The 25,048-nt window shown below is 73.8% G+C and carries 21 protein-coding genes; 15 read left to right on the forward strand and 6 right to left on the reverse strand.

Features of this window, described 5'->3' with window-relative positions:
• Positions 1-34 precede the first annotated feature (34 nt).
• Entirely contained in the window at positions 35-868 is an 834-nt protein-coding gene (locus tag ABZ484_RS06045; RefSeq protein WP_358864661.1) for a (2Fe-2S)-binding protein, read from the reverse strand.
• A 167-nt stretch (positions 869-1,035) separates the two neighbouring features.
• Here ABZ484_RS06045 and ABZ484_RS06050 point away from each other — a divergent pair, with 167 nt between their 5' ends.
• Complete coding sequence (locus ABZ484_RS06050; RefSeq protein WP_358864662.1) at positions 1,036-1,920, forward strand: GntR family transcriptional regulator; 885 nt, start codon at positions 1,036-1,038, stop codon at positions 1,918-1,920.
• Between the two features lie 109 nt (positions 1,921-2,029).
• Here the strand turns inward: ABZ484_RS06050 and ABZ484_RS06055 are convergent, their stop codons facing one another.
• From ABZ484_RS06055 to ABZ484_RS06065, 3 genes are all read right to left on the reverse strand, one after another.
• Entirely contained in the window at positions 2,030-2,362 is a 333-nt protein-coding gene (locus tag ABZ484_RS06055) for a hypothetical protein (RefSeq protein ID WP_358864663.1), read from the reverse strand.
• Positions 2,363-2,506: 144 nt separating this feature from the next.
• Positions 2,507-3,274 carry a hypothetical protein gene (locus ABZ484_RS06060; RefSeq protein WP_358864664.1) on the reverse strand — a complete coding sequence of 256 codons (768 nt, stop codon included), beginning with the start codon at positions 3,272-3,274 and terminating at the stop codon, positions 2,507-2,509.
• A 165-nt stretch (positions 3,275-3,439) separates the two neighbouring features.
• On the reverse strand, positions 3,440-5,197 hold the full coding sequence (locus ABZ484_RS06065; protein WP_358864665.1) for a PucR family transcriptional regulator ligand-binding domain-containing protein: 1,758 nt from the start codon (positions 5,195-5,197) through the stop codon (positions 3,440-3,442).
• Between the two features lie 377 nt (positions 5,198-5,574).
• Between ABZ484_RS06065 and ABZ484_RS06070 the strand changes: the two genes are divergently transcribed.
• The 5 genes from ABZ484_RS06070 (at position 5,575) to ABZ484_RS06090 (ending at position 12,322) form a co-directional block, all read left to right on the forward strand.
• Positions 5,575-6,468, forward strand: coding sequence for a xanthine dehydrogenase family protein subunit M (locus ABZ484_RS06070; protein WP_358864666.1), 894 nt, complete (start codon positions 5,575-5,577; stop codon positions 6,466-6,468).
• Complete coding sequence (locus tag ABZ484_RS06075) at positions 6,468-7,049, forward strand: (2Fe-2S)-binding protein (RefSeq protein WP_358864667.1); 582 nt, start codon at positions 6,468-6,470, stop codon at positions 7,047-7,049. The genes ABZ484_RS06070 and ABZ484_RS06075 overlap by 1 nt, the downstream gene beginning before the upstream one ends.
• Position 7,050: 1 nt before the next feature.
• Positions 7,051-9,435, forward strand: a complete 2,385-nt coding sequence (locus ABZ484_RS06080; RefSeq protein WP_358864668.1) for a molybdopterin cofactor-binding domain-containing protein — start codon at positions 7,051-7,053, stop codon at positions 9,433-9,435.
• Between the two features lie 219 nt (positions 9,436-9,654).
• Positions 9,655-11,121 carry an NCS2 family permease gene (locus ABZ484_RS06085; RefSeq protein ID WP_358864669.1) on the forward strand — a complete coding sequence of 489 codons (1,467 nt, stop codon included), beginning with the start codon at positions 9,655-9,657 and terminating at the stop codon, positions 11,119-11,121.
• Positions 11,122-11,170: 49 nt separating this feature from the next.
• Positions 11,171-12,322 carry an XdhC/CoxI family protein gene (locus ABZ484_RS06090; protein WP_358864670.1) on the forward strand — a complete coding sequence of 384 codons (1,152 nt, stop codon included), beginning with the start codon at positions 11,171-11,173 and terminating at the stop codon, positions 12,320-12,322.
• 35 nt (positions 12,323-12,357) lie between these two features.
• Here ABZ484_RS06090 and ABZ484_RS06095 read toward each other — a convergent pair whose 3' ends face one another.
• Positions 12,358-15,138 carry an SIR2 family protein gene (locus tag ABZ484_RS06095; protein ID WP_358864671.1) on the reverse strand — a complete coding sequence of 927 codons (2,781 nt, stop codon included), beginning with the start codon at positions 15,136-15,138 and terminating at the stop codon, positions 12,358-12,360.
• 206 nt (positions 15,139-15,344) lie between these two features.
• On the opposite strand from ABZ484_RS06095, the gene ABZ484_RS06100 reads away from it, so the two are divergent.
• Positions 15,345-16,025, forward strand: a complete 681-nt coding sequence (locus ABZ484_RS06100; RefSeq protein ID WP_358864672.1) for a hypothetical protein — start codon at positions 15,345-15,347, stop codon at positions 16,023-16,025.
• Between the two features lie 17 nt (positions 16,026-16,042).
• Here the strand turns inward: ABZ484_RS06100 and ABZ484_RS06105 are convergent, their stop codons facing one another.
• Complete coding sequence (locus tag ABZ484_RS06105; protein WP_358864673.1) at positions 16,043-16,501, reverse strand: SRPBCC family protein; 459 nt, start codon at positions 16,499-16,501, stop codon at positions 16,043-16,045.
• 78 nt (positions 16,502-16,579) lie between these two features.
• On the opposite strand from ABZ484_RS06105, the gene ABZ484_RS06110 reads away from it, so the two are divergent.
• From ABZ484_RS06110 to ABZ484_RS06145, 8 genes are all read left to right on the forward strand, one after another.
• Positions 16,580-17,089, forward strand: coding sequence for a GNAT family N-acetyltransferase (locus ABZ484_RS06110; protein WP_358864674.1), 510 nt, complete (start codon positions 16,580-16,582; stop codon positions 17,087-17,089).
• Between the two features lie 110 nt (positions 17,090-17,199).
• Positions 17,200-18,162, forward strand: coding sequence for an NAD-dependent epimerase/dehydratase family protein (locus ABZ484_RS06115; protein WP_358864675.1), 963 nt, complete (start codon positions 17,200-17,202; stop codon positions 18,160-18,162).
• Between the two features lie 289 nt (positions 18,163-18,451).
• Entirely contained in the window at positions 18,452-20,089 is a 1,638-nt protein-coding gene (locus tag ABZ484_RS06120) for a carbamoyltransferase C-terminal domain-containing protein (RefSeq protein WP_358864676.1), read from the forward strand.
• Positions 20,086-21,123: a glycosyltransferase gene (locus tag ABZ484_RS06125; protein WP_358864677.1), complete on the forward strand. Its 1,038-nt coding sequence runs from the start codon at positions 20,086-20,088 to the stop codon at positions 21,121-21,123. Before ABZ484_RS06120 ends, ABZ484_RS06125 begins: the two co-directional genes overlap by 4 nt.
• Before the next feature lie 86 nt (positions 21,124-21,209).
• On the forward strand, positions 21,210-21,833 hold the full coding sequence (locus tag ABZ484_RS06130) for an HAD-IIIA family hydrolase (RefSeq protein WP_358864753.1): 624 nt from the start codon (positions 21,210-21,212) through the stop codon (positions 21,831-21,833).
• 16 nt (positions 21,834-21,849) lie between these two features.
• Positions 21,850-22,845, forward strand: a complete 996-nt coding sequence (locus tag ABZ484_RS06135) for a glycosyltransferase family 9 protein (protein WP_358864678.1) — start codon at positions 21,850-21,852, stop codon at positions 22,843-22,845.
• Positions 22,842-23,795: a glycosyltransferase gene (locus ABZ484_RS06140; protein ID WP_358864679.1), complete on the forward strand. Its 954-nt coding sequence runs from the start codon at positions 22,842-22,844 to the stop codon at positions 23,793-23,795. Before ABZ484_RS06135 ends, ABZ484_RS06140 begins: the two co-directional genes overlap by 4 nt.
• Positions 23,792-25,021: a glycosyltransferase gene (locus tag ABZ484_RS06145; RefSeq protein ID WP_358864680.1), complete on the forward strand. Its 1,230-nt coding sequence runs from the start codon at positions 23,792-23,794 to the stop codon at positions 25,019-25,021. The genes ABZ484_RS06140 and ABZ484_RS06145 overlap by 4 nt, the downstream gene beginning before the upstream one ends.
• Positions 25,022-25,048 lie beyond the last annotated feature (27 nt).

A 25,048-nucleotide genomic window follows, 5' to 3' on the forward strand; every position in this document is an offset into this window, starting at 1 on the left:
GGCCCGCCCGACAGCCGACGGTGACTCAGGAACTTCAAGCGGCGGACGGGGTTGCCGATCTGACGACCCGTTCCGCGTCGCAGGTGCGCGGGCAGGTGGCGCAGGTGTCCTCGGGGCGCACCGTGTAGAACATGCAGCAGCTGACCCGGTCCCGGGTGGGCGGCGTCTCGCCGTCCGGGCCGGTCGGTTCGCGGAACGCCGCCGAACCGGCGTACGGCCGGGTCGCACCCGGAAGCAGCAGCTCCAGCTCGCGCATCGCCCGCCGCTCCTCGCCGAGCAGCTGGGCGACGTACCACAGGCCCTCGACGATCTCGTCGGTCGCCATGCCCCACAGGGCCCGGCCGCGCCGCCGCATGCGCGGTCCGAAGGCGGCGAGGAGCGGCTCCAGGTGCTCGGCGACGGCCGCCCGCACCTCGGCCCGCAGCGCCTCCTCGTCGGGCACCACACGGGCGCCGGGCCACGCCGCCGCCGGGTCGCCCGGCAGACAGGCGAACGCGACGGGGCGTACGGCCATGCGGCCGGCGGTGCGGTCGTAGGAGACGTGGGTCACGGGGAGCCGGGGCACCCGGCGGTGCAGGAACCACGGCACGGTGAACAGCAGGCACGCGGGCCAGGCGTACCGGTGCAGTCCGAAGCTCGCCACCACGTCCGGGCGGGCGCGCACCCCGTAGTCCCGCAGCACCTGGGCGTCGTCCCAGGCCAGGAACGCGTCCAGGCCGGGCCCGCCCTGCGCCAGACGGGCCGCCGTGACCCAGCCGCCGCCCCGGGGGGCCCGCTCGCCGGGGCCCAGCACCGTCACCGCCAGGCCCGGGTGGACCTCGGTGAGGCGGGCGTAGGCGTCCGCCGTGACCGACGCGGAGAGGGGCATGCCGGACCACCGATCCGCACTCGACTGAAGGGGTGACTGAAGGCAAGGCTTACCTTACTTCACTTGACCGGAATGTGACCCCGCCATCACTTGCGCCTAAGGTGCTTGACGGGCGAGTAGCAACCCGCCGTAATGACCCCAAGCACCCACAAGACCGGAGGAGGACCGTGAAGCAGGGCGCGCAGGACTCCGCCGGGAGCACCGGGGCCGGCATACCGCGGTTCCCGTCGGCCGGCGGCGCGGTGCGGGTGCCCCGGCAGCCGCAGGCGGCGGACGTACGGCGGGAACGGAACACCCCGGCCGCCGATGCATGGCGGGAACGGGAGACCCCGGCCGCGGGCCTACGGCGGGAACGGGAGGCCCCGGCCGCGGACGGCGCCCGGGGGGAGCACACGCACTGCGAGCGGCCCGTCCCGCCGCCCCGCCCCGTCGTGCGGCGCTCCTCCGTGCGCGGGCAGATCCTCGACGCCCTGCGCGTCGCGCTGGTCAGCGGGGAGCTGCGGCCCGGCGAGGTCTACTCGGCGCCCGCGCTCGGCGAACGGTTCGGGGTCTCCGCGACCCCGGTGCGCGAGGCGATGCAGCAGCTCGCGCTGGAGGGCGCCGTCGAGGTCGTGCCCAACCGCGGCTTCCGGGTCGTCGAGCGCGACGCCCGCGAACTCGCCGAACTGGCCGAGGTGCGGGCCCTCATCGAGGTCCCGGTGCTGCTGCGGCTGGCCCGTACCGTGCCCGTCGAGCGCTGGGCCGAACTGCGGCCGCTCGCCGAGGCCACCGTGTGCGCCGCGTCCTCGGGGTGCCGGGCCACCTACGCCGAGACCGACCGCGCCTTCCACCGCGCGATGCTCTCCCTGGCCGGCAACGAACAGCTCGTGCAGATCGCCGAGGATCTGCACCGCCGCGCCCAGTGGCCCCTGGTCGGCGGCTCCGGTCGTCCCACGCGGGCCGGGCTGATGGCCGACGCCGCCCAGCACACGGCCCTGCTCGACGCGCTGATCGCGCGGGAGACCGACGTGGTGCACCTGCTCGTGCGCCAGCACTTCGCGGCCGCGGGCTGAAGGCGGCGGCGGTGGCGCCCATGCGGTCGGCCGCCGTCGGTCGACCACCACCGGCCGGCCGCCGCCGGTCGGCCGCCGCCGGTCGGCCGCCGTCGCCCGGCTCGTGGCGTCAGTCCCCGTCGCCCGGCCTCGTGGCGGTCTTCGAGCAGGCGTCGTGCCAGGCGGCCTTCGCGCCCGAGTCGCCGATCCGGTACACCTCCACGACCGCGCCCACCACCACCACGGAGAGCACGGCCGCAGCCACCCGCACCACCGTGCCGGAGCGCGCCCCGGCCCGCGTCGCGGGCGTCCGCCGGGAGACCAGCCAGACCCCGGCCGCCGGTACGAACAGGCCCAGCGCCCACGGGAGCATCCCGTCACCCCGCTCGGCGTGGCGCCGCACCAGCGGGTCGACGGCCACGTACCGCTCCAGCCATTCGCCCGCGCCGGTCCTCAGCGGCACGCTCACCAGCGTGACCAGGGCGCGTGCTCGGGCGCGTCAGCCTGGCACGGCAACCTCTCGGATTCCTCCGAGCCGGATTCCTCTGAGCCGGACCGGTCGCTCCCAGCCGCGAGCCCGGGGCCGTCTGCCCCCGCCCGGCCCCGATCAGGCCGTCGCCGCCCCCGCCGCCGGTGGTGTCAACTGGCGGGCCAGCCAGGTCGGTACGCCCCCCAGGAGCCGGAACAGGCGCCGGGCCTCCTCGCGCAGGCGGGACGCCTCCGGTTCCGTCTCCGTGTCGGCCAGCGACACCAGCGCCGGCGCCGTGCCGACGAGGTAGCCGAGCTCCTCGCGGATGCGCAGGGACTCGGCGAAACCGTGCCGGGCCTCGGCCAACTCGCCGTCGCGCAGGGCCAGTCCGGCCAGGTGGCGCCAGGTGAAGGAGAGCAGCAGCGGGTCGGCGTGGGCGGTGGCGGCCGCGTGGGCGCGGCGGTAGGCGGCGCGTGCGGCCTGCGGGGAACGCGTCAGGTTCTCGGCGATCAGCCCGCGCCGGAAGTCCAGCAGCGCCCGCCCCGGGGCCCCCGGCGCGATCAGCGCCGCCGCCCGGCCGAGCGCGGCGCGCGCCTCGTCGGCGCGGTCCCGTACGCCGTGCAGCGTGGCCGAGTAGGCCAAGTACCCGCGTTCACAAGCGGCCGCGCCCCGCTCCTCGTCGGAGTGCGCGAGCGCCTCCGCGGTGCGCAGCGCGTCCTCGGCCTCCTGCCAGCCGGACTCCGTGTACAGGCAGCGTTCCACCAGCAGCACGGTGCGCTGGAGCGCGGCGTCGGCGGTGGCCGACGGCAGCAGCGCGGCCGCGTCGGCCCAGCACGCGCGTGAGCGCAGCCGCCACACCGCGGTCTGGAGTGGATCGTCACCTGGGGTCGTTCCGTTACCAGACATGGCGGTATGCGCCACGTTGCCCTCCCCGAGCACGCCTTCGAGCCTTGAGTGGTGGCGGCATCTCAGCACGAATTCCGCGGCCCGGCCAAGAGGGTGGGTGAAGGATTTCACAAAGTCCTGGTGCGTCGACGGCGGCGGCGCCGGCCGCCGTCGGCCGCCCTGACCTCAGCTCATGCGCAGTGCGAGGAAGAAGTCGAGCTTGTCCTCCAGGCGCGAAAGGTCACGTCCCGTCAACTGCTCGATCCGCCCGACCCGGTAACGCAGTGTGTTGACGTGCAGGTGGAGACGGGTCGCGCAGCGGGTCCAGGAGCCGTCGCAGTCGAGGAACGCCTCCAGGGTCGGGATCAGTTCGGCGCGGTGCCGGCGGTCGTAGTCCTTCAGCGGGTCCAGGAGACGGGCGGTGAAGGCGCGGCGCACGTCGTCCGGGACGAAGGGCAGCAGCAGGACGTGGGAGGCCAGTTCCTGGTGGCCGGCCGCGCAGACGCGTCCCGGGCGGGCCGCCGCGACCCGGCGGGCGTGCCGGGCCTCCTCCAGCGCCCCGCGCAGCCCCTCCGCCGAGTGCACGGCCGCGCTGACGCCGAGGGTGAGCCGCCCGTCGTCGTCGAGACCGGCCGACAGCGGGTCCCGTACGGCCTCCAGGAGCGCGTCGGCGAGGATCCCGGACTCCGAGCCGTCGTGCTCGCTGGAGACGGCGGGGAGCGGCACCAGGGCGATGGCCTCGCCGCCGGTGTGGGCGACCGCTATCCGGTCGGAGGGCTCGGGTCCGGTGCTGAGCGGGTCCACCAGGATCTCCTCCAGCAGCGACTGGGCCACCGGGCCGCCGTCGACCGTGCCGCCCGTGCGTCGCCCGCCGGGCCCCTCGGCCGGGGCCCCGGCGGGGCCACCCGGCACGCCCGGGACGCCCGGTCCGCCCGGTGCGTCGTCCCACTCGACGCGGGCCACCACCACCTGCCAGTGCGGGGCCGCGCCGAGGCCGGGCAGCAGCACGGGCGCCGCGACCCGGAGCCGGGCGGCGATCTCGGCGGGCGGCGCGCCCGTCTGGACCAGCTCCAGGACCTCCTGGGCCAGCCGGCGGCGCACCGTGCGGGCCGCGTCCCGGCGGTCGCGTTCGACCGCGATCAGCTGGGTGACGCCGTGCAGCAGGTCGAGCCGCTCCTCCGGCCAGTCGCCGGCGTCCGCCTCCACCGCCAGCAGCCACTCCGACAGCACGGTCTCGCGCACGTCCCGCACGGCCTGCGGGGAGCGGCCGCTGCTGCGGATGGGGAACAGGGAGTACGTCGTCCCGCCGAGCGCCACGCGGTGCGGGCCGCGCCGGCCGGTACGGCCGGCCGCCAGGTGCTCGGCGGCGAGCTTGGCGCACACGCCCGCGGGCAGGGCCGGGCCGGCCACCTTGGGACCGGCGATCAGCCGGCCGGCGGGGGAGAGCAGCCAGGCCCGCAGGTCCAGGTCCGAGCCCAGCAGGTCCAGGACCACGTCCGGGCCGCCGCCGGCCGGGCCGGACGTCATCATCCTGCGGTGCCGGTCCACCACGGCCGCGAGGTCCCCGGCGCGCTCGCCGGAGACCTGCCGTACGACGTGCTCGGTGATCGTCGCGAACGCGACCGACTCGTTGACCGCGAACAGCGGCAGCCGGTGCCGGGCGCAGGCCAGTACCAGGTCGTCGGGCACATCGCCCAGCTCGGCCTCGCCGGCGGCCAGCGCGGCGACCCCGGCCTGCACCAGGATCCGTACGAACGGCTCCGAGTCGGCGGGTCCGCGGCGCCAGGCCAGGCCGGTCAGCACCAGCTCACCGCCGGAGAGGTAGCGGCTGGGGTCGCGCAGATCGGTGGTCATCACGCCCCGGACGGTGCGGTCGAGCTCCTCCTCGCCGCCGAGCAGCTTCAGGCCCAGCGCATCGGTGTCCAGTAGTGCGCGCAGCCGCATTCTCGTCGCCGCCGTTCCTTGTCTCGAAAACTACGATGAATCTTGTGGGCGAGGGCCTGGCCCGGGCGGCCGGACGGCGGATGTCACCGACCCGGCGTGCGGCCGGACGGCAGCTCCGCCGCGGGTGGGACCGTGGCCTCTGTTTCCAGGGGGAAACCAAGAGGTTGCCGTTGGCCTCCGTTCATACGAATCTACAAGATGTCCGCGCTGGCCAGCCAAACCCTTCATGTTTTCGGTGACTGACTCCGGCGGAGCAGTGGGCGGTGTACTGAGGCCACTCCACGTGAACACCACATGAACGAGCCTGGCCCGCCGCACACGGATTGGCTCAATCTGCACGACTTCCAAGAGCACCGAGACGAAGAAGAGAGCCGGTCATGGACTTCCTTCGCCCCGCCAGCTGGGAGGAGGCGCTCGCCGCGAAGGCCGAGCACCCCACCGCTGTGCCGATTGCGGGTGGCACCGACGTGATGGTCGAGATCAACTTCGACCACCGCCGGCCCGAGTACCTCCTCGACCTGAACCGCGTCGGCGACCTCTACGAGTGGGAGGTCGGCGAGGGGAGCGTGCGGCTGGGCGCCTCGGTGCCCTACGCCAGGATCATGGAAGATCTCCGTGCCGAGCTGCCCGGCCTCGCGCTCGCCTCGCACACGGTCGCCTCCCCGCAGATCCGCAACCGCGGCGGCGTCGGCGGCAACCTCGGCACGGCCTCTCCCGCCGGTGACGCCCACCCCGCCCTGCTGGCGGCGGGCGCCGAGGTCGAGGTCGAGTCGGCGGCGCGCGGCTCCCGCCTGATCCCCATCGACGACTTCTACACCGGTGTGAAGCGCAACGCGCTGGCGCCCGACGAGCTGATCCGCGCCGTGCACATCAAGAAGGCCGACGGCCCGCAGCAGTACTCCAAGGTCGGCACCCGCAACGCCATGGTGATCGCGGTGTGCGCCTTCGGCCTCGCCCTGCACCCCGGGACCCGCACGGTCCGCACCGGCATCGGCTCGGCCGCCCCCACCCCCGTCCGCGCCCGCGCCGCCGAGGAGTTCCTGAACGCGGCCCTGGAAGAGGGCGGGTTCTGGGACAACGGAAAGATCATCACCCCGTCGGTCGCCAAGCAGTTCGCCGAGCTGTGCTCCGCCGCCTGCAACCCGATCGACGACGTCCGGGGCACCGCGAGCTACCGCCGCCACGCGGTCGGCGTCATGGCCCGCCGGACACTCACCTGGACCTGGGAGTCGTACCGCGGCACCCGCAACACCTCGGAGGGAGCTGCGTAATGCGCGTCAACTTCACCGTCAACGGACGTCCGCAGGAGGCCGACGACGTCTGGGAGGGCGAGTCCCTGCTGTACGTCCTGCGCGAGCGCCTCGGCCTGCCCGGCTCCAAGAACGCCTGCGAGCAGGGCGAGTGCGGCTCGTGCACGGTCCGCCTGGACGGCGTGCCGGTCTGCGCCTGCCTGGTCGCGGCCGGCCAGGTCGAGGGCCGCGAGGTCGTCACCGTCGAGGGCCTGGCGGAGTACGCCAAGCAGCGCGCGTGCGGCACCGACGCCTGCGGCACGAAGAGCGCCTCGCTCGACGAGGCCCGGCGCTGGCAGGCCCAGGGCACCGACTCGCAGACCGGCGAGGGCACCGAACTCTCCCCCGTGCAGCAGGCGTTCATCGACGCCGGCGCCGTCCAGTGCGGCTTCTGCACCCCCGGCCTGCTGGTCGCCGCCGACGAGATGCTGGAGCGCAACCCGAACCCGAGCGACGCGGACATCCGCGAGGCGCTGTCGGGCAACCTGTGCCGCTGCACGGGCTACGAGAAGATCATGGACGCGGTCCGCCTGGCGGCCGCCCGGCAGTCCGAGGGGGTCTGACATGCCGGCCAACGGCGCACCTACGAAGATCACACAGGGTTCGCAGACCAAGGGCGGCATCGGCGAGTCCACGCTCCGCCCGGACGGCACCCTGAAGGTCACCGGCGAGTTCGCGTACTCGTCCGACATGTGGCACGAGGACATGCTGTGGGGCCAGATCCTGCGCTCCACCGTCGCCCACGCCGAGATCGTCTCGATCGACACCTCCGAGGCGCTCGCCACGGCCGGCGTCTACGCCGTCTTGACGTACGACGACCTGCCGGCCGAGGTCAAGCACTACGGCCTGGAGATCCAGGACACCCCGGTCCTCGCCCACGGCAAGGTCCGCCACCACGGCGAGCCGGTCGCGCTCGTCGCCGCCGACCACCCGGAGACCGCGCGCCGCGCCGCCGCCAAGATCAAGGTGGAGTACCGGGAGCTGCCCGTCATCACCGACGAGGCCTCCGCGACCGCCCCCGGCGCCGTCCTCGTCCACGAGAACCGCACCGACCACCACGCCGGTCACGTCCCGCACCCCAACATCGTGCACCGCCAGCCGATCATCCGCGGCAACGCCGAGGAGGCCGCGAAGCGCGCCGACCACGTCGTCACGGGCGACTACTACTTCGGGATGCAGGACCAGGCCTTCCTCGGCCCCGAGTCGGGCCTCGCGGTGCCCGAGGAGGACGGCGGCGTCCACCTCTACATCGCCACCCAGTGGCTCCACTCCGACCTGCGCCAGATCGCGCCCGTGCTCGGCCTGCCCGAGGACAAGGTGCGGATGACCCTGGCCGGCGTCGGCGGCGCGTTCGGCGGCCGCGAGGACCTGTCGATGCAGATCCACGCCTGTCTGCTGGCGCTGCGCACCGGCAAGCCCGTCAAGATCGTCTACAACCGGTTCGAGTCCTTCTTCGGGCACGTCCACCGCCACCCGGCCCGGCTGCACTACGAGCACGGCGCCACCAAGGACGGCAAGCTCACCCACGTCAAGTGCCGCATCGTGCTGGACGGCGGCGCGTACGCCTCCGCCTCCCCGGCGGTGGTCGGCAACGCCTCCTCGCTGTCCATCGGCCCCTACGAGGTCGACGACGTCGAGATCGAGGCGATCGCCCTCTACAGCAACAACCCGCCCTGCGGCGCCATGCGCGGCTTCGGCGCGGTCCAGGCGTGCTTCGCCTACGAGGCGCAGATGGACAAGCTCGCCGACGCCGTCGGCATGGACCGGGTGGAGTTCCGGCAGCTCAACGCCATGAGCCAGGGCACGATCATGCCGACCGGGCAGCCGGTGGACTCCCCGGCCCCGGTCGCCGAACTCCTGCGCCGCGTCAAGGCGATGCCCATGCCGCCCGAGCGCCAGTGGGAGAGCTCCGAGGGCCCCGACGTACGGCAGCTGCCGGGCGGCCTGTCCAACACCACGCACGGCGAGGGCGTCGTACGGGGTGTCGGGTACGCGGTCGGCATCAAGAACGTCGGCTTCTCCGAGGGCTTCGACGACTACTCCACCGCCAAGGTGCGCATGGAGGTCGTCGGCGGCGAGCCCGTCGCCACCGTGCACACGGCCATGGCCGAGGTCGGCCAGGGCGGTGTCACCGTCCACGCGCAGATCGCCCGCACCGAGCTGGGCGTCGCGCAGGTGACCATCCACCCCGCCGACACCCAGGTGGGCTCGGCCGGTTCGACCTCCGCCTCCCGGCAGACGTACGTCACCGGCGGCGCCGTGAAGAACGCCTGCGAACTCGTCCGCGAGCGGGTGCTGGAGATCGGCCGCCGCAAGTTCGGCACGTACCACCCCGCCTGGGCCACCGCCGAACTGCTCCTGGAGGGCGGCAAGGTCGTCACCGACGGCGGCGAGGTCCTCGCCGACCTGGTGGACGTCCTGGAGGGCGAGGCCGTGGAGGTCGAGGAGGAGTGGCGGCACCGGCCGACCGAGCCGTTCGACCTGCGCACCGGCCAGGGCAACGGCCACGTGCAGTACTCCTTCGCCGCGCACCGCGCCGTCGTCGAGGTCGACACCGAACTCGGCCTGGTGAAGGTGGTCGAACTGGCCTGCGCCCAGGACGTCGGCAAGGCGCTGAACCCGCTCTCCGTCATCGGGCAGATCCAGGGCGGCACCACCCAGGGCCTGGGTATCGCCGTCATGGAGGAGATCATCGTCGACCCGGAGACGGCGAAGGTCCGCAACCCCTCCTTCACGGACTACCTGCTCCCCACCATCCTCGACACGCCGACCATCCCGGTCGACGTGCTCGAACTCGCCGACGAGCACGCCCCGTACGGGCTGCGCGGCATCGGCGAGGCCCCCACCCTGTCGTCCACGCCGGCCGTCCTCGCGGCGATCCGGAACGCGACCGGGCTGGAACTCCCGCGCACACCCGTCCGGCCGGAGCACCTCACCGGCAAGGCGTGAGCGAGGAACCCCGAAAACCCTCCGGGCGGCGAACGGAACGTCACACTCCCTCACGCCGCCCGGAGCACTCCCCACCTCTTCGAGCACCGCTCCGCTCGCGGTCTTGAGGTACCAGCAGTGAGGTTCGTCTCGGGCCGTCCCCCGGGTCGTCCATTCCCAAATCCCGTGCCCCGGAGGGTTTCCACACGGGTGCCCCTATGAACCTTGGGAGATGGCCCCATGACCCAGCAGTCAGTGGAGCCCAGGACCACCGCCGAAGACGCGGGCGCGGGCAGCCGCGTCCCGGCGGGACGGTCCTGGCTCGACCGGTACTTCCACATATCCCAGCGGGGATCCACCGTCGCGCGTGAAGTGCGCGGTGGCGTCACCACCTTCATGGCGATGGCGTACATCCTGCTGCTCAACCCCGTCATCCTGTCCGGCAAGGACGTGGCGGGGGACACCCTGGGCCAGAAGGCCCTGATCACCGCGACCGCGCTCGGCGCGGCGTTCACCACCCTGCTCATGGGCTTCGCCGGCAAGGTGCCCCTCGCCCTGGCCGCCGGCCTGTCCGTGTCGGGTGTCATCTCCACCCAGGTCGTGCCCCACATGACGTGGCCCCAGGCCATGGGCATGTGTGTGGCCTACGGTGTCGTGATCATGCTGCTGGTCGTCACCGGCCTGCGCGAGATGATCATGAATGCGATCCCGTTGCCGCTCAAGCACGGCATCACCATGGGCATCGGCCTGTTCATCGCCTTCATCGGCCTGGTCAAGTCCGGTTTCGTCGGCCGCAACCCGGCCCCCGGCGGCGGGCCCGTCATCCTCGGCCCCGGCGGTGAGCTGGCCGGCTGGCCGGTCCTCCTCTTCGCGGGCACGCTCCTGCTGATCTTCGCCCTCCAGGCCCGCAACGTCCCCGGCGCCATCCTCATCGGCATCGTGGGCGGCACCATTGTCGCGGCGATCCTGAACGCCGCCGGTGTCATCGACGCCAAGCAGTGGGTGAACGGCGCCCCCGAACTGCACGGCAGCCCCGTGTCGATGCCCGACTTCTCGCTCTTCGGCCATGTGTCGTTCAGCGGCTGGGGCGACGTGGGCGTCATGACGATCACGGTGATCGTCTTCACCCTGGTCCTCGCCGGGTTCTTCGACGCCATGGCCACCATCATCGGCGTCGGCACCGAGGCGAACCTCGCCGACGACAAGGGCCGTATGCCGGGCCTGTCCAAGGCCCTGTTCATCGACGGCGCCGGCGGTGTGATCGGCGGTGTGGCGGGCGGCTCGGGCCAGTCCGTCTTCGTCGAGTCCGCGACGGGCGTCGGGGAAGGCGCCCGCACGGGCTTCTCCTCCGTCGTCACCGGCCTGTTCTTCGCGGCCTGTCTGTTCTTCACCCCGATCACCGCGATCGTCCCGTCGGAGGTCGCCTCCGCGGCCCTCGTCGTCATCGGCGCGATGATGATGATGAACGCCCGGCACGTCGACTGGGGCGACCGCGCCACGGCCATCCCGGTGTTCCTGACCGTGGTGATCATGCCGTTCACGTACTCCATCACGCCCGGCGTCGCCGCCGGCGTGGTCTCGTACACGATCATCAAGATCGCTCAGGGCAAGGCCCGGGAGATCGGCGCCTTCATGTGGGGGCTGTCGGTGATCTTCCTCGTCTACTTCGCCCTGAACCCCATCGAGGGCTGGCTGGGCGTGCACTGAGCCGCCCGGCGACTCCCTTCACACCACCGCTGCTTAAGGAGACCGACAGATGCTGGACATCGCCGAGGAGCTGAACCGGTGGGTCGAGCAGGGCCGTGACTTCGCCGTCGCCACCGTGGTCGCGGTCGGCGGCAGCGCGCCCCGGCAACCGGGCGCGGCCCTCGCCGTCGACAGCGAGGGAACGGCGGTCGGCTCGGTCTCCGGCGGTTGTGTGGAGGGGGCGGTCTACGAGCTGTGCCAACAGGCGCTCGAGGACGGCGAGTCCGTCCTGGAGCGCTTCGGGTACAGCGACGAGGACGCCTTCGCCGTCGGCCTGACCTGCGGCGGCGTCATCGACATCCTGGTCACACCGGTACGGGTGGGCTCTGCGGCCCGGCCGGTGCTAGCGGCCGCGCTGGCCGCCGCCGCCCGAGGGGAGGCGGCGGCGGTCGCGCGGATCGTGTCCGGACCGTCCGAACTCATGGGCCGCGCCCTGCTGGTCCGCCCCGACGGCTCCCACGAGGGCGGCTTCGGCGCCCATCCGGAGCTCGACCGCACCGTGGTCGCGGAGACGTCCGCGTTCCTGGACGCCGGCCGCACCGGCACCCTGGAGATCGGTGAGCAGGGCTCCCGCTGCGGTGCCCCGCTCACCGTGCTCGTCGAGTCCTCGGTGCCGCCGCCCCGGATGATCGTCTTCGGTGCGATCGACTTCGCCTCGGCGCTGGTGCGCACCGGCAGGTTCCTCGGCTACCGCGTCACGGTGTGCGACGCCCGCCCCGTCTTCGCCACCCGGGCGCGCTTCCCGGAGGCCGACGAGATCGTCGTCGAGTGGCCGCACCGGTACCTGGAGCGCACGGACGTGGACGCCCGTACGGTCCTCTGCGTCCTGACCCACGACGCGAAGTTCGACGTCCCCCTGCTGAAGCTGGCGCTGCGGCTGCCGGTGGCGTACGTCGGCGCGATGGGCTCCCGCCGCACCCACCTCGACCGCAACGAACGCCTGCGCCAGGTCGGCGTCACCGAGCTGGAGCTGGCCCGCCTGAGGTCCCCGATCGGCCTGGACCTCGGCGCCCGCACCCCGGAGGAGACGGCCGTCTCCATCGCCGCGGAGATCGTCGCCGCCCGGCGCGGCGGCAGCGGCGTCTCGCTCACCGGCGCCCACACCCCGATCCACCACGACGCCGCGCCGGTGGCGGCGAGGCGCGTCGGCTCGGTGGCCTGAGAGCCGCCCGGCGGCCGGCGGTGCACCCGGACCGGTCAGCGGAGTTCCGGCGTGGGCTTCGCCGACAACGCGCCCTTGGTGAGCAGGGGCGCGATGGCCCCGGGCGCGCCGGGCAGCAGCCGGTTGACGGCCGCCTGCACGGCGTCCCAGCCCTCCGTGCCGTCGAGCGGCGTCGCGCCGTGTCCCTCGATGTACTTCCTGTGGTTGTCCAGGAAGCCATGAGCGTCGTGCCGGCCCGGGAAGATGTTCGGGGTGATCTTGCGAGCGGACAGTCCCACCACCGCCCGCAGCGCGTCGAGGAACACCTCCTCGGCCGAGGCGCGGTGCAGTTCCGTCAGCGGAACACCCATGCTGAGCAGACTGCCGACGGCGTCCCGCGCACTGCGGGACTTGTGCAGCGCGACTCCGTGGAGCAGCGTGTTCATGTCGTACTTCCGTGCCTGGCCGGCCGCCGTGCCCCACTCCTGGACGAAGGCGATCTCGGACTCGGGATCGGTCACCGAGTCCAGCTCCCGGCAGGTCTCCTCCGCCAGACGGAGCGCCTCGTCCAGACGACCGGTCAGACGCAGACTCGTCATCATCGCGGTGCGGAAGCTGAGCCGCTGGGGGGCGGCGTCGATGGCGGAACGGCCGGCCGCCAGCGACTCCTTGACCAGCCCGAGCTGTCTGTGGCGACGGGCAAGCCCCGGGGACAGATACGCCGCCGCGTGCAGGTCGTCGGAGAAGGAACCGGTCTCGCGGGAGAGGTCGACCGCGGCCGTCACCAGCTTCGTCGCCAGTCCGGTGAGCTCCTCGGGATCCCGCTCCCCGCTGATCGCGAGGGCGGCCTCGGCGATGCTGTGATGGCGGATCCACAGCCCGTTGTCGAATCCGCCGAGCGCGGCCTCCTTGCCGAGCGGGATGACGACGGCCTCCTCCACCAGGTACTCGTCCTCCAGTCCCATCACCCGGGCCAGTACCCGTGCCGACAGCGGACTGGAGTTCTTGCGCCGCTGGTCGAAGGCGACATGGAGCAGGGCGATCATCAGGAAGCAGTGCACCAGCGAGGTGCCCTCCACCGGGGGATGGGCGCTGAGCTGGTCCAGCAGCCTGCCGACGTGCTCACGCAGGAGCGGGCCGTAGCGCAGCTGCAGCATGGCCCCCACGAGCGAGCTGTCCCGCCGTCCGTAGGTGGCCCGGGACAGGGCCACCAGTCGGGTCGCCCGCTCGTGCCCGGGTGTCCTGGCCAGTTCGCGCAGGACACCGAGCTGTTCCCATGCCTGCACCAGCAGCTGCCCGTCCGCGTCCTGGAGACCGAGGTTGGTCACCACCTTGGTCTGGGCCGAGAGCTTTTCGAAGGCCCGCCGCGCGCGCCACTCCCGCTGCTGGCCCGCGAGCAGGACCAGGATGTCGCCGCGGCCGGCGCTCTCGCAGGCGCGCAGCAGCCGCCGCAGCTCCTCGATGTGCTGCGCGCCCTGGTCCGTGACGAGGACGATGCGGTGTCCGGGCCGTTGCGGCATGGACAGGATGGCCTCGGGCACGATCCTCGTCCGGTGCTCGCGCCACAGCACCGTGACATCGTCCCGGCCGCGCGCCAGGTCGACCGCGGCCTGCCTGAGCGCGATCGACTTGCCCTCGCCCATGGGGCCGACGGCGGCCACGACGCGCTTGTCGAGCCGGCCGTCCAGGCAGCCGTTCAGCTCGCCGGTGAGCCGGCCGACGACGGACAGGCGGGGCACTCGTGGATCGAGCGCGGTCGCCCAGCCGGGCTCCGCGCCGTCGAAGAACCGCTCCACGTCTTGGGCGGTGTGCTCGTCGGCCGCGACGGAGTCGAGGAAGGAGCGGTCGATCCGGATCCAGCCCGGCGGGCATTGGACGGTGTCCTGGTAGGCCGAGTACAGCCGGGGGAACAGCCGGTGGGCGTCGACCCGGTCGTAGAACGTCCACCGCGCCGGCCTCCGCAGCTCCGCCAGCAACGGGGACGCCCGGACGGCGTCGTCCAGCGCTTCGTAACAGCACCAGATCACGTCGAAGCCGTAGAGGTTCCGCTCGCGTACCCGTTCCAGCAGGGAGCGCGAGAAGGCGTCCTCCCAGCCGCTGTAGCCGACCACCACGACCGTGTGATCGGTGAGCGAACTGCGCAGGCTGCCGGCCAGTTCGGGCCGGTCCTCGGTGAGCTGGCCCACCGTGTGCAGAGTGTCTCCCAGGCGCCAGTATCCGTGCACGTGGACGACGTTGACGGCGTCCTCGACCTCGCGGTGCTGGAGGCTGCCGTCGAATTCCAGAGGCAGGGGATTGGCGACGCCGCCGGCCTTGCGCACGGCGATCTCCAGCAACGGGTCGAAGTTGGTCGTGATCACCGGCCCGCGCCGCTGCTCGGGCAGCGCCCGCAGCAACGCGCCCAGGCTCTCCACAGCCGGAGTGAGCTTCCACAGGCCGGTGTTGTACTCGGCGTCCTTCAACTCGTCCTTGTCCTCGCGCTCGGCGAGGAGGAAGCGCTCCTGTGGCCCGAGCCCCGTGCAGGCCTCGAGGACGGCGCGCCGGATCGCCAGGTTGAGCCCGTCCTGCCCGCGGATGTCCTTCAACAGCGCTGCGGCGGCCTGGTACTTGTCGCCCCCCGACCGGTTCTTGAGTTCCCTCTTGAACATCAGCTTGTCGTCGAAGTCGGAGGGGATGGCGCTCATGTGGTCCACGATCCCGTCCACGCCGGGGATCGCGCCCAGGCTGACCCCCGAGCCCGTGATGAAGGCGACCTTTCTGGTTCCCTCGGTCAGCTCGTGCCTCAGACGTGAGACCAGGCGCTGTTCCTTGACGCTCTCCACCCCACTGCCGCTCACCGAACCGCCCCCTTGCCGTCGCGCCAGAGCCTTTGGAGTTTAGCCGTTCGGCGCTGCTCTCCCTCGCACAGCGCACTCTCACAGCGCACTCTCACAGCGCACTCGCACAGCGCACTTGCGAGGGCCGGTGCCCGGCCTGCACAGTGGGCAGCCGGTCGCGGCGCCGTCGGGTGCCGCAGCGGGGCGGGTGTCGCGAAGGGGGACGGGTGGCAGGGGCAGAGGTGGCGCCGGGAACGGCCGGGCAGGGCACGGCAGGGGACCCGGCGGTCGCCGGCGGGGACGAACGGACGCCGGCCGTGGCCACGGTGCCCGACGCAGACCCGGCACGACGGCTCTCGGCCTGGGGAACCGTTGTCCTGGGCGTTTTCCTGCTGACCGACGTCGTCGTGCTGTGCGGGGCGCTGCTGAGTCTGTGGCCGGTGCTGCTCCGCCTGGTCCAGGAGCAGTCCGCGACGGCCGGGGCCGCCCGGTGGTCGCCGTTCGGCCTCGGCCACTGGGCGCTCACGGCCGACACCGCCATGATGCTCGCCGTGATCTGCTGCAGCGCGCTCGGCAGCTTCGTCCACGCGGCGACGTCGTTCGCGACCTACGTGGGCAATCGGCGGCTGTACGCCAGCTGGTTGTGGTGGTACCTGCTGCGGGCCGGCATCGGTGTCGCCCTCGCCCTGCTGGTCTACTTCCTGCTGCGCGGAGGTCTGTTCGCGGGCAGCTCGGGAGCCGGGGCGACGAACCCGTACGGCTTCGCCGGCATCGCGGGCCTGTGCGGGCTGTTCTCCAAGCAGGCGACGGACAAGCTCCGCGAGATCTGCGACACGATCCTGAGCACCCGCAGCGACGGCGATCGTGACCGACGGGACAAGCTGTCCCGGCCCGACGCCGCTCCCTGACCGGCCGGCCGCCGGCCTCAGCGCCGCGGTGCCGAACGCGGCGTTCTGAGCAGCCGGTTGACCGCCCGCCCGAACATCCGGCGGGCCACGCTTTCCAGCGCGCCGTCGAGGGCGCGGGGCAGGAAGCGCACCCGCAGATTCTCCCGCCAGACGACCCGGCTGCGGCCCCCGGGGCCCGGCAGGACCTCGATCTCCGCCCAGCCCAGCACCACCCGGCCGCGCTTCTCCAGGCGGCACAGCCCGCCCTCGCCGTCGGCGGGCGGGCGCCAGACCGTCACCTCCATGACGTCGTCGAAGGCCAGCGGGCCGATGCCGGAACGGGCCCGCAAGCGCGTGCCCACGCCGGTGGGCTCCGGCGTGAGCACGCTGACCCGGGTCAGCGGCACCGCGTCGGCGTGGCGGGGCCATTCGGTGAGCCGCCGCCAGGCCTCGTCGAGGGGGAGCGGTGCCGTACGTTCGAGGAAGAAGTCGACCACGCGATGATCGTAGGCAACCGGGGCCCCGCACCGGCAGGTTCGTTCACGGGTCACTCGCCCGGCCGTATGCTCGCGGCCATGCTGATCCTCCAGCGGCTGCGGCCCGACCACGCGGATGCCCTGCTGGCCTTCGAACGGGAGAACCGGAGGTACTTCACCCGGTTCATCTCCGACCGCGGCGACGCGTACTTCGCGGACTTCGCCGCCATGCTGCGCGACCGGCTCGCCGAACAGGACGCCGGTGTCTGCCACTTCCACGTCGTCGTGGACGAACAGGGCGCGCTGCTGGGCCGCGTCAACCTCGTCGACGTCGCCGACGGATCGGCCGAGCTCGGCTACCGGATCGGCGAGCACGCGGCCGGCCGCGGTGTCGCGACGGCCGCCGTGCGGGAGGTGTGCCGGCTGGCCGCCGGGACGTACGGGCTGCACACGCTCACCGCGGTCACCACCCTCGGCAACCGGGCCTCCATGACCGTGCTCGCCCGCAACGGGTTCGTCGCCGTGGGGGAGACGACCGTGGCCGGGCTGCCCGGAATCGGCTACCGGCGCGACCTCACCACCGAGCCGACGCGGCAACCCACGGAGTAGAACAAGTAATCGATGGCCGTCCGGCGGGCCGGTGGGGGCCGATGTGTGCCCGTGCGGCCACGGGGTTACTCAGCCGACACGCGAGTGAAGGCGAGAGGGAGGAGAGCCCCGTGAGTGGACGCGACTGGCGCCGGGCGCTGGTGACCGGTGGAGCCGGCTTCGTGGGATCCCATCTGTGTGCGCGGCTGCTCGACGCCGGCACCGGCGTGCTGTGCCTGGACGACCTGTCCACCGGCACCCACGCGAACATCGCCGAACTGGAGCGGCGACGCGGCTTCCGCTTCGTCCGCGCGGACGTCACCGACCCCGACGCCCTGCGCGGTCTGCCCGGCCGCTTCGACCTGGTCCTGCACTTCGCCTGCCCGGCCTCGCCCGCCGACTATCTGCGGCTGCCGTTGCAGACCCTCGACGCCGGCAGCAGCGGCACCCGCAACGCCCTGGAGCGCGCCCGCACCGACGGCGCCCGCTTCCTGCTCGCCTCCACCTCCGAGGTCTACGGCGACCCGCTGGAGCACCCGCAGCGCGAGAGCTACTGGGGCAACGTCAACCCGGTCGGCCCGCGCAGCGTCTACGACGAGTCCAAGCGCTTCGCCGAGGCCCTGGTCACCGCGCACCGGGGAGCCCGCGGCACCGACGCCGCCATCGTCCGCATCTTCAACACCTACGGCCCCCGGATGCGCGCTGGCGACGGCCGTGCCGTACCCACCTTCATCGCGCAGGCCCTGGACGGCGCGCCCCTCACCGTCGCCGGGGACGGCAGCCAGACCCGGTCGCTGTGCTACGTCGACGACACGGTCGACGGCATCCTCGCGCTGGCCGCCGCCGCGGAGACCGGCCCGGTGAACATCGGCGGCGGCGACGAGATCACCGTCCTGGAGCTGGCCCGCCGGATCGTGGAGCTCACCGGCTCCGCCTCCCGCATCCGGTTCGTCGACCGGCCCGTCGACGACCCCGCCCGGCGCCGGCCCGACACCCGGCTCGCCCGTGAGCGGCTCGGCTGGGAGCCGCGCGTGGCCTGGAACGCGGGGCTGGAACGCACCATCGGCTGGTTCGCCCGCGCGGCCGCCGCCTGAGCCGCCGCCTGAGGCCGCCGCCTGAGGCCGTCGCCTGAGGCCGCCACCTGACGCTGCCGCGTCAGCGGTAGACCGCGGTGTCCCGAACCGTACTGCCGCCTCCTGGCCAGCGGCGTTCACATTGCGTGTGCAAACAGTGACGTATTGCGAAAATTCGGCTTTTCCCGGCATCAGTTGACTTCACGTGTTTGAGACAGCTGAGTCGCGGCACACAGAAGCCCGAAGCGACCGGCGCGCCGAGCGGTCCCCACCCGCCGAACCATCGCCGAACGGGACGGAGCCCACCCCCATGCGCATCCTTGGTATCAACGCCCTGTTCCACGACCCGGCCGCCGCCCTCGTCGTCGACGGCCGCACGGTCGCGGCCGCCGAGGAGGAGCGCTTCAGCCGACGCAAGCACGGCAAGCGCCCGGTGCCGTTCTCCGCGTGGGAGCTGCCGGAACTCTCCGCCCGCTGGTGCCTGGAGCACGCGGGCGTCCGGCCCGGCGAACTGGACGCCGTCACCTACTCCTTCGACCCCGCGCTGGCCCGCCCGGCCGCCGACATGGGCCTGTTCGACCCCTGGGACCCGCTGCGCCTGGAGTACGCGCGCCGCGCCCCCGAGTTCCTCGCCGAGGCGCTGCCCGGACTCGACCCCGCCAAGGTGGTCTTCGTCCCGCACCACATCGCGCACGCCGCCTCCGCCGGGCCCGCCTCCCCGCACCCCGACAGCGCCGTCCTCGTCCTCGACGGCCGCGGCGAGGCCGCCTCCCATCTCGCCGGCCGCTTCCACGACGGCAAGCTCGACACGCTCGCCGCACAGGCCCTGCCCGACTCCCTCGGCCTGGTCTACGAGGAGCTCACCGACCACCTCGGCTTCCTGCGCAGCAGCGACGAGTACAAGGTCATGGCGCTCGCCTCCTACGGCAAGCCCCGCTTCCTGTCCCGGCTGCGCACGCACGTCCACGCCGCCGGCGACGGCGGCTTCCGCGCCCACGGCGTCGACTGGGCCGCCCTCGCCCCGCCGCGCGCCCCGCACGAACCCTGGACCCAGGAGCACGCCGACCTCGCCGCCAGTGGCCAGGCGGTCCTGGAGGAGGTACTCCTCGAACTCGTCCACTGGCTGTACGGCGAGGCGGGCGGCGACGCCCTCACCATGGCGGGCGGTGTCGCCCTCAACTGCGTGGCCAACTCCCGGATCGCCGCACGGGGCCCCTACCGGCACGTGTGGGTCCAGCCGGCCGCCGGGGACGCCGGCACCGCGCTCGGCGGCGCCCTCTACCTGGCCGCGAGCGAGGGAGCCGTCCCCGAGCCGATGCCCGGCGCCGACCTCGGACGGAGCTGGAGCGACGACGAGCTGCGCGGATGGCTGGAGCAGGCCGCCGTACCCTACGAGCGGCCCGGCGACATCGCCGAGGCGGTCGCCGAGGAACTGGCCCGCGACGGCATCGTCGCCTGGTTCCAGGGGCGCGGCGAGTACGGACCGCGCGCCCTCGGCCACCGCTCCCTGCTCGCCCACCCGGGCCGGGCCGAGAACCTGGAACGGCTCAACCGGGTCAAGGGCCGCGAGGAGTTCCGTCCCGTCGCGCCCATGGTGCTGGCCGAACGCGCCCACGAACTCTTCCACGGGCCGCTGCCGAGCCCGTACATGCTCTTCGTGCACGACGTCCACCGCGACTGGCGCGACCGCGTCCCGGCCGTGGTGCACGTCGACGGCACCGCCCGCATCCAGACCGTCGACGAGCGGCAGGAGCCCTTGGTCGCCCGGATGCTGCGCGGCTTCGAGCGGCGCACCGGGCTGCCCGTCGTCGTCAACACCAGTCTCAACACCGCCGGCCGGCCCATGGTCGACGACCCGCGCGACGCGCTGGAGTGCTTCGGCTCCGCGCCCGTCGACCTGCTGGCGATCGGTCCGTACGCGGTGCGCAGGGGAAGGGCGTACAGGTGAGCCGCCCCGACGGCCCGGCCGGTCCCCGCGCCACCGGGCCCTCCTACGCCGTGGTGATCCCCACCCTGGCGCGGGACACCCTGGCCGACTGCCTGGCCGCGCTGGCCGCCGCGCACGGCCCCCAGCCGGACGAGATCGTGCTGGTGGACGACCGGCCCGAGCCCGAACCGGGGGCCCTGGAGCACCCGTTGAGCGTGCTCGGCGACCTGAGCGCCCGCACCACCGTGCTCACCAGCGGCGGCCGGGGACCGGCGGCCGCCCGCAACACCGGGCTGCGCGCGGTCACCACGCCCTGGGTGGCCTTCCTCGACGACGACGTGCAGGTCGGCCCGCACTGGTGCGACCAGCTGGTCCAGGACCTGGCCGAGTCGAGCCCGGACACCGCCGCCGTGCAGGGCGTGATCGCCGTCCCCCTGCCCGGGGAACGCCGGCCGACCGACTGGGAGCGGGGCACCGCCGCCCTCGCGCGGGCCCGCTGGATCACCGCCGACATGGCCTACCGCACCGACGCCCTCAAGCAGGTCGCCGGCTTCGACGAACGCTTCCGGCGTGCCTTCCGCGAGGACGCCGACCTGGCCCTGCGCGTCCTCGACGCGGGCTGGCGCATCCGCCAGGGCCGCCGCACCACCCGCCACCCCGTCCGCCCGGCCGACCGCTGGGTGTCGCTGCGGGCCCAACGCGGCAACGCCGACGACGCGCTGATGCTGCGTCTGCACGGTCCCGACTGGTGGCACAAGGCGGTCGCGCCGCGCGGACGCATCCGCTCCCACCTCGCCGTCACCGCGGCGGGCGTGGCCGCCTGCGCGCTGGCCGCGTCCGGGCGGCGCCGGGCCGCCGCCGTCGCCGCGCTCGGCTGGGCGGCGGGCACCGCGGAGTTCGCCTGGGCGCGGATCGCGCCCGGGCCGCGCACCCGGTACGAGGTGACCACCATGGCCGTCACCAGCGTCCTCATCCCGCCCGCCGCCAGCTGGCACTGGCTGAGCGGTATGTGGCGCCACCGGGCGGCCCCCGCCTGGCAGGAGGTGGCCCCGTGAACCCGATCAGGCCGATGCACCCGATGAGGTCCGTGCACCCGGTCAGGTCCCCGGGCCCGGCCAGGTCCCCGGGCCCGGCCAGGTCCGTGCCCCCGGTCAGGGCCGTCCTGTTCGACCGGGACGGCACCCTCGTCGAAGACGTCCCCTACAACGGCGACCCCGAACGGGTCCGCCCGGTCGAGGGCGCCCGCGAGGCCGTGGAACTGCTGCGCGCGGGCGGCATCGGAACCGGCGTCGTCACCAACCAGTCCGGCGTGGCCCGTGGACTGATCTCCACCGCGGACGTCCGCCGAGTCGACGAGCGTGTCGACGAACTCCTCGGCCCCTTCGACGTGTGGGCCGTCTGCCCGCACGGCCCCGGCGACGGCTGCCCCTGCCGCAAGCCGGAGCCGGGTCTGATCCTCCGGGCGGCCGGGCGGATGGGCACCCCGCCCGACGCCGTCGCGGTGATCGGCGACATCGGCGCCGACATGGAGGCCGCCCGCCGCGCGGGCGCCGACGGCATCCTCGTCCCCACCCCGGTCACCCGCCCGCAGGAGACGGCCGCCGCCGACCATGTGGCACCGGACCTGCTGACGGCGGTGCGCGCCGTGCTCACCGGCCCGCCGTGGGGCCGCGACCTGGCCGGTGAACGCCCCGCCGAGACCGCCCACGCCACCACCGGCCCCGGGCGGCCGGCGCTCGAACGAACCGGCCGGAGGCCGCGATGAAGACCCGGAGGCCGCGATGAAGGCTCTGGTCACCCGACTCGACAGCTTCGGCGACGTGCTGCTCGCCGGGCCCGCCGTCCGTGCCGTGGCCGCCCGCGCCGAGCAGGTCACCCTCCTGTGCGGGCCGCGCGGCGAACCCGCCGCCCGGCTGCTGCCCGGCGTCGACGAGATCCTCGTGTGGGACGCGCCCTGGGCCTCCTTCGAGCCGCCGCCCGTCGACCGCGCCGAGACCGACAAGGTGCTCGACTCCCTCGCCTCCCTCGACGCCGACACCGCCCTCGTGCTGACCTCCCACCACCAGTCCCCGCTGCCCACCGCGCTGCTGCTGCGCCTGGCCGGCGTACCGCACATCGCCGCCGACAGCGTGGACTACCCGGGCTCCCTGCTCGACGTACGCCACCGGCGCGCCCCGCACGCCCACGAGGCCGAGGCCGCGCTCGACCTCGCCGGGGCCGCGGGCTTCCCGCGCGCCGACGAGGGACGGCTGCGGGTGCTGCCCCCGCCGGACACCACGAGCCTGACCGGCCCCGGGCCGTACGTCGTGCTGCACCCGGGCGCCAGCGTCCCCGCGCGTGCCTGGAGCCCGGAGCGCTGCGCGCAGGCCGTGCGCGAACTCGCCGCGGCCGGACACCGGGTGGTCGTCACCGGCGGCCGCGGGGAGAAGGGCCTGACCTCGCGCGTGGCCGGCGGGCGCGGTCTCGACCTCGGCGGCCGCACCGGAGCCGCCGAACTCTCCGGTGTCCTGGCGGGCGCCGGCGCGGTCGTCACCGGCAACACCGGGCCCGCGCACCTGGCCGCCGCCGTCGGCACCCCCGTCGTCTCGCTGTTCGCGCCGGTCGTGCCCGCCGAGCGCTGGCGCCCCTACGGAGTGCCGTACGTGCTGCTCGGCAACCAGGACGCGCCCTGCGCCGGCAGCCGCGCCCGGACCTGCCCGGTGCCCGGGCACCCCTGCCTGGAGTCGGTGACCACGCACGACGTGCTCGCCGCCGTGGAGAAGGTGATGACGGCATGAGGATCCTCATCTGGCACGTGCACGGCTCCTGGACCACCGCGTTCGTCCAGGGCCCGCACACCTGCCTCGTGCCCGTCACCCCCGGCCGCGGACCCGACGGCCTCGGCCGCGCCCGCACCTTCGACTGGCCCGAGTCGGTGATCGAACTCCCGCCGGAGCGGCTGCGGGACGCCGGCGTCGACCTCGTCGTCCTGCAACGCCCGCACGAGTACGAGCTCGTACGGCGGTGGCTGGGGCGCCGCCCGCCCATGGTGTACCTGGAGCACAACGCCCCCCACGGAGACGTCCCCGACACCCGGCACCCCGTCGCCGGCCTGCCCGGCGACATCCCGCTCGTGCACGTCACCCACTTCAACCGGCTGATGTGGGACGCCGCGGGCGCCGAGACCGCCGTCATCGAGCACGGCATCGTCGACCCCGGCCCACTGTGGACCGGAGAGCTGCCGCACGCGGCGGTCGTCGTCAACGAGCCGGTCCGGCGCGGCCGTACGACCGGCACCGACCTGCTGCCCGCCTTCGCGCGGGCCGCCCCGCTGGACGTCTTCGGCATGGGCACCGACGGGCTCGCCGGCCGGCTCGGCCTGCCGCCCGGACGCTGCCGCTCGCACGAACTGGTCCAGCGCGAGCTGCACCGGGAGATGGCCAGGCGCCGCGTCTACCTCCACCCGGTCCGCTGGACCTCCCTCGGGCTGTCCCTGCTGGAGGCGATGCACCTCGGCATGCCCGTGGTCGCCCTCGCCACCACCGAGGTCACCGAGGCGGTGCCCCCGGGCGCCGGAGTGGTCTCCAACCGCATCGACGTACTGACCGACGCCGTACGGGACTTCGTCGCCGACCCGGCGCACGCCCGCGCGGCCGGCGAACGGGCGCGGACCGCCGCGCTCGCCCGCTACGGGCTGACCCGCTTCCTCGACGACTGGGAGCGGCTGCTGAAGGAGGTGACCCGATGAGGATCGCCATGGTGTCCGAGCACGCGAGCCCGCTCGCCGCGCTCGGCGGGGTGGACGCCGGCGGCCAGAACGTGTACGTCGCCCGGCTCACCGAGGAACTGGCGCGCCGCGGACACGACGTCACCGTCTACACCCGGCGCGACGCCCCCGGCCTGCCCGACCGGGTGCCGCTGCCCGGCGGCGGCGTCGTCGAACACGTACCGGCCGGACCGCCCGAAGCCCTTCCCAAGGACGCGCTGTTCGAGCACATGCCGGCCTTCGGGGCGTACCTGGCGCGCGTCTGGCGCCGCGAGCGGCCCGACGTGGTGCACGCCCACTTCTGGATGTCCGGCATGGCCTCCCTGCTCGGTGCCGCCCCGCACGGGATCCCGGTCGTGCAGACCTTCCACGCCCTCGGCACCGTCAAGCGCCGCCACCAGGGCCGCGCCGACACCAGCCCGGTCGAACGCGTCGGCGTCGAGCGGCAGATCGGACGCACCTGCGAACGCGTCCTGGCGACCTGCACCGACGAGGTCCACGAACTCGCCGACATGGGCATCTCCCCGCGCCGGGTGTCCGTCGTGCCCTGCGGTGTCGACGCCGCCCACTTCCACCCCGGCGCCGACCCCACCGGCGCCCCCGCGCCCGTCCGGGGCCAGCGCCACCGGCTGCTCGCCTGCGGCCGGCTGGTCCCCCGCAAGGGCTACGACCAGGCGATCCGCGCCCTCACCCGGATCCCGCACACCGAACTCCTCGTCGCCGGCGGCCCGCCGGCCGAGCTGCTGCACACCGAACCCGAGGCCGAACGGCTGCTGAAACTGGCCGTGGCCGAGGGCGTCGCCGACCGGGTACGGCTGCTCGGCGCCGTCGACCCGGGCGCCATGCCCGCGCTGATGCGCGGCGCCGACCTGGTGCTGTGCACGCCGGTGTACGAGCCGTTCGGGATCGTGCCGCTGGAGGCGATGGCGTGCGCGGTGCCCGTCCTCGCCACGGACGTCGGCGGCCACCGCGACTCGGTGGCCGACGGGCGCACCGGCCGGCTGGTCCGGGCGGGCGACCCCGTCGCCGTCGCCGCCGCGGCCCGCGAACTGCTCGGCAGCGAACGGCTGCGCCGCAGCTACGGAAGGGCCGGCCGGGAACGCGTCCTCGCCCGCTTCACCTGGCGGCGCGTCGCCGACGGCGCGGAACAGGTCTACCGGCGGGCCAGGGGCACCGCCGACGGCGCACTGGACTCGGAGGTGGCGTGAGATGGCCACCGGCTCCCCGGAGGTGAC

Source organism: Streptomyces sp. NPDC006393 (assembly GCF_040628575.1).
Classification (GTDB): Bacteria; Actinomycetota; Actinomycetes; order Streptomycetales; family Streptomycetaceae; genus Streptomyces.